The following is a 3,672-nucleotide window of genomic DNA, read 5'->3' on the forward strand; positions in this document are numbered from 1 at the left end:
CGGCCCGCCGGGTGCAGCAGGGCGTCGACGAGCTCGGCCGGGCCGGCGTCCAGCGTCGGCAGCACCCGCTCCGCCAGCTCGCGGTGGGCGGCGATGTGCGCGGGGAGGAGTCCGGTGGACGTGGTCGCCGGGAGGTCCGCCCGGCCGAGGGCGTCGGCGGCGAGCAGCCGCAGCGCGCGTACCGGATAGCGCCGCATCGCCTCCAGCAGCGCCGGACGGCAGTGCTTGTCGTCGGAGTGGTCCAGCAGGGCGGTGAACGTCTCGTCGGTGGGGAATTCGACGAGCGCGTCGGCGAGGTTCTTCATCCAGGTCCCGTAGAAGCGGCCGTGGCGCAGCTCCGTGACCAGCATGGGGGCGAGCGCGGTGCCGATGCCCTCGGCGGCCGTGGCGATCACGGCGGCGGTCCGGTCGAAGCCGCTGGTGTGGTCGAAGTGGGCGGCCTGCTCCGGCGAGTTCAGCGAGCACAGGACGAGGGAGAGGAGACCGGCATCGGTGGTGCCGGCGGTCTGCGGGTCCGTGCACAGCTCGGCCACCCAGTCGGCCTCGCTCGGCGCCAGGTAGGCCGTGACGGCCCGGCGCGCGGAGTCGGTGCGGCAGGCGGCGAGCGCCTCGACGGTGGCCCGGTACGTGTCGTCGTCGGCGGCGGCGATGAGCGCGCGCACCCGGTCGGCGGCCGTCCGGCTGTAGTGGCCGGACATGGTCTCGTACGGCTCGGTCCGCGCCTCCAGCCACGGGTCGTGGCGGCTGCCGCCGATCTGCATCCAGTGCGGCTCGGTCAGGAACAGCTCCACGGCGGCACAGGCCGCGAAGGGCAGTCCGTGCAGCCGGACCCAGCTGTCGGCCCAGGCGTCCGCCGGCGGGGAGTACATCCCGACGATGGACGCGACGGCCGCGGCACCGGCGGGCGACGGATCGCCGCTCAGGTGGCGGCGGACCTCGGCGACCAGGACCGGGTCACTGCCCGGCGCGTCCAGGAACTGCCCTATCCAGGCCCGCTCCTCGGCGATCCGGGCCGCGATCGCGTCGAGCAGTCCGGTGTCCGCCCGGGCGGGGGTGCGCTCGATGCCCCCGCGCCGGGGGTGGACCAGGCGCCGCCAGCGGTCCGGGAAGACGAAGGTGTCCTCGTCCGGACCCGCTGCCGCGGATCGCGACGCACCGTTCTCGACAGACTCCTCGGCACGCACAGGACCGCCCCCATTTCCTACCCGTTGAACCCGTATGTCACGGGTTTCTCGATCAGTGGTTCCACAGTAGAACCGACCACTGACAACGGAGGGTGACCGGGGGGCCGGTCAGGGCGCGGAGACCGCCGGGGGTCCGTAGACCTGGGTCCAGGTCGGCGTCACCCCGGTCACCTGGCACACCATCAGGAACAGCGGGATGGGCGGGGTGTACGGCGTGCGGCTGTCCGGCTGGTGGATCAGCCGGGGGCGCACCGCCGGCACGTACGCGCCGCGGGCGTACGCGGCCTGTTCGGGCCAGTCCAGATCGAGGTCGGAGCCGGCCGGGACGATCCACCACCAGCGCTCGGCGTCCGCGAAGACGCAACCGGTGCGGGGCAGGTGGGACATCAGCCGGAAGCCGTAGCGCGCGGGCACCCCGACCGCGTCGCAGCCCAGGCTCGCGGACAGCGTCGCGGGCAGCGGCAGCTGGACCCGGCCGCCGCCGGCGGAGCCCATGGGCTCGCGGGAGCGGCGGATCGCGAGGAAGTGATTCATGGCGTTCTTCAGCATGTGTGCTCCGAGCCGTGCGGCAGTTCTGCCCAGACGATGCGGCCCGAGCCGTCCCCGGCGTCGCGCGATCCCCAGGCGGTGGCCAGGGAGTCGACGAGCAGCAGACCGCGTCCGTGCTCGTCGTCGGCGCCCCGGCCCAGACATGGTCCGCCCGGCTGGTGCCCCTGGTCCTGCACGGAGACGCGCAGGCGCCCCTCCAGACAGCGCAGTTCGCACAGGACCCGCGCGCTCGCGGTGTGCACCACCGCGTTGGTGACCAGCTCGGACACGATCAGGACCGCCGCCTCGCGGGTGTCACCGCCCGCGTGCCACTCGCCGAGCCGGGCCTTCGTCAGGCGCCGGGCGGCGGCGACCGATTCGGGGTGCGCGGGCAGCGCGAAGCAGTAACGGAGCGCTTCGGTTCCCGGGCTGAGGTCCACGAGCCGGGGAATGAGCGCACTGCCAGGTGCCACGACCGAATCCTCACAGTGGGGGCTGCGTCACGCTTCGCGATCTTGGAGAAAGCCGCGGGCGCGACAGGTCAACTGATTTCGCACACCAACTCTCCCCCTGTAACGAACACTTGGCAAGGGGCACTGTGAAAATTCCAGAGTGGCTGTGTCCATGGCGGCATGCGCATGGCACACTGCACGCATACAGCGCATGGGGAGGTCTGAAGTGAGCGAACCGCGGTCCGCCCCGACCGTGGGCCAGGTCGTTCTGGGCAAGCGACTGCAGGACCTGCGGGAGCGTGCCGGGATGAGCCGGGACCTGGCCGCGAAGGTGCTGCGTGTCGCGCCGGCGACGGTCCGCAGGATGGAGACGGCCGAGGTCGCGCTCAAGATCCCCTACGTGCAGGTGCTGCTGAAGGCCTACGGGGTCGGCGACGAGGAGTCGGACGCCTTCGTCGAACTCGCGGAGGAGGCCAACAAGCCGGGCTGGTGGCAGCGGTTCCACGACGTGCTGCCGGACTGGTTCAGCATGTACGTCAGCCTGGAGGGCGCGGCGAGCCTGCTGCGCATCTACGAGCCGCACTTCGTGTCCGGGCTCCTGCAGACCGAGGACTACGCGCGCAGCGTGATGCGCACGGGTGCGGTCGGCCAGGTCAGGGTCGAGGACATCGAGCGCCATGTGGCGCTGCGGATGGAGCGGCAGGAACTGCTCACCAAGCAGGACGCGCCCCGGCTGTGGGTGGTGATGGACGAGACCGTCCTGCGCCGCCCCGTCGGCAGCCCGGCCATCATGCGCGCCCAGGTGGACAAGCTCCTCGAAGCGACCTCGATGCCGAATGTGACGCTGCAGATCGCGGAGTTCTCCACCGGACACCACCCGGGGACGTACGGGCCGTTCGTGCTCTTCCGGTTCGCCGTCCCCGAACTGCCCGACATGGTCTACAGCGAATATCTGACCGGGGCCGTCTACTTCGACGCGCGCCCGGAGGTGGCCTCCTACCTCGAGGTCATGGACCGCATGGCGGCCCAGGCCGCGACTGCACAACGCACGAAGGAACTCCTCCGGGACTTCCGCAAGGAGCTGTGATGACACCCATATACAACGGCATGCCGGCCGCTGACCTCGGCTCCGAAGGCTGGTACAAGCCATGGAGCGGCGGCAACGGCGGTACCTGCGTCGAGGCCATGAAACTGGCTGACGGGAGAATCGCCATGCGCCAGTCCGCGGACCCGGACGGTCCGGCCCTCATCTACACCCACCACGAGATCGCCGCCTTCATCCAGGGCGCCAAGGCCGGCCAGGCGGACTTCCTGCTGACCTGACCCGATCTGACCTGACCCGATCCGGCCCGGACCGATCTGACCCGGACCGGCCCGGACCGACCGAACCCGAACCGACCTGACCCGGGCCGGAGCCACCGGCCCTCCCTCGGGCGCCGGCGTCCCCGCACGTCACAATGGACGCATGTCCCGACGCACCTCCCGCCCCCGGCGCCCGTCCGCCACGG

General features: G+C 71.6%; 4 protein-coding genes and 1 pseudogene. 2 read left to right on the forward strand and 3 right to left on the reverse strand.

Annotated features, from left to right (window positions below):
- The 3 genes and pseudogenes from MHW47_RS33375 to MHW47_RS33385 form a co-directional block, all read right to left on the reverse strand.
- Positions 1–1,184 (reverse strand): annotated as a pseudogene (locus MHW47_RS33375) (DUF4132 domain-containing protein); the annotation flags it as partial.
- A gap of 108 nt (positions 1,185–1,292) precedes the next feature.
- Entirely contained in the window at positions 1,293–1,733 is a 441-nt protein-coding gene (locus MHW47_RS33380; RefSeq protein ID WP_239227593.1) for a hypothetical protein, read from the reverse strand.
- Positions 1,727–2,185: an ATP-binding protein gene (locus tag MHW47_RS33385; protein WP_239227594.1), complete on the reverse strand. Its 459-nt coding sequence runs from the start codon at positions 2,183–2,185 to the stop codon at positions 1,727–1,729. The genes MHW47_RS33380 and MHW47_RS33385 overlap by 7 nt, the downstream gene beginning before the upstream one ends.
- Positions 2,186–2,390: 205 nt before the next feature.
- Here MHW47_RS33385 and MHW47_RS33390 point away from each other — a divergent pair, with 205 nt between their 5' ends.
- A complete protein-coding gene (locus MHW47_RS33390) occupies positions 2,391–3,251 on the forward strand; it encodes a helix-turn-helix transcriptional regulator (protein WP_239227595.1) in 861 nt (286 codons plus the stop codon).
- Positions 3,251–3,487 (forward strand): DUF397 domain-containing protein, encoded by a 237-nt coding sequence (locus MHW47_RS33395; protein ID WP_111339243.1) that lies wholly within the window; start codon positions 3,251–3,253, stop codon positions 3,485–3,487. The genes MHW47_RS33390 and MHW47_RS33395 overlap by 1 nt, the downstream gene beginning before the upstream one ends.
- Positions 3,488–3,672 lie beyond the last annotated feature (185 nt).

It is taken from the genome of Streptomyces sp. OfavH-34-F, from assembly GCF_022347745.1.
GTDB lineage: Bacteria > Actinomycetota > Actinomycetes > Streptomycetales > Streptomycetaceae > Streptomyces.

Bases quoted from the DNA above. Each gene is read 5' to 3' on its own strand.
- MHW47_RS33380 (WP_239227593.1), bottom strand. From the start codon at position 1,733: ATGCTGAAGAACGCCATGAATCACTTCCTCGCGATCCGCCGCTCCCGC.
- MHW47_RS33395 (WP_111339243.1), top strand. From the start codon at position 3,251: ATGACACCCATATACAACGGCATGCCGGCCGCTGACCTCGGCTCCGAA.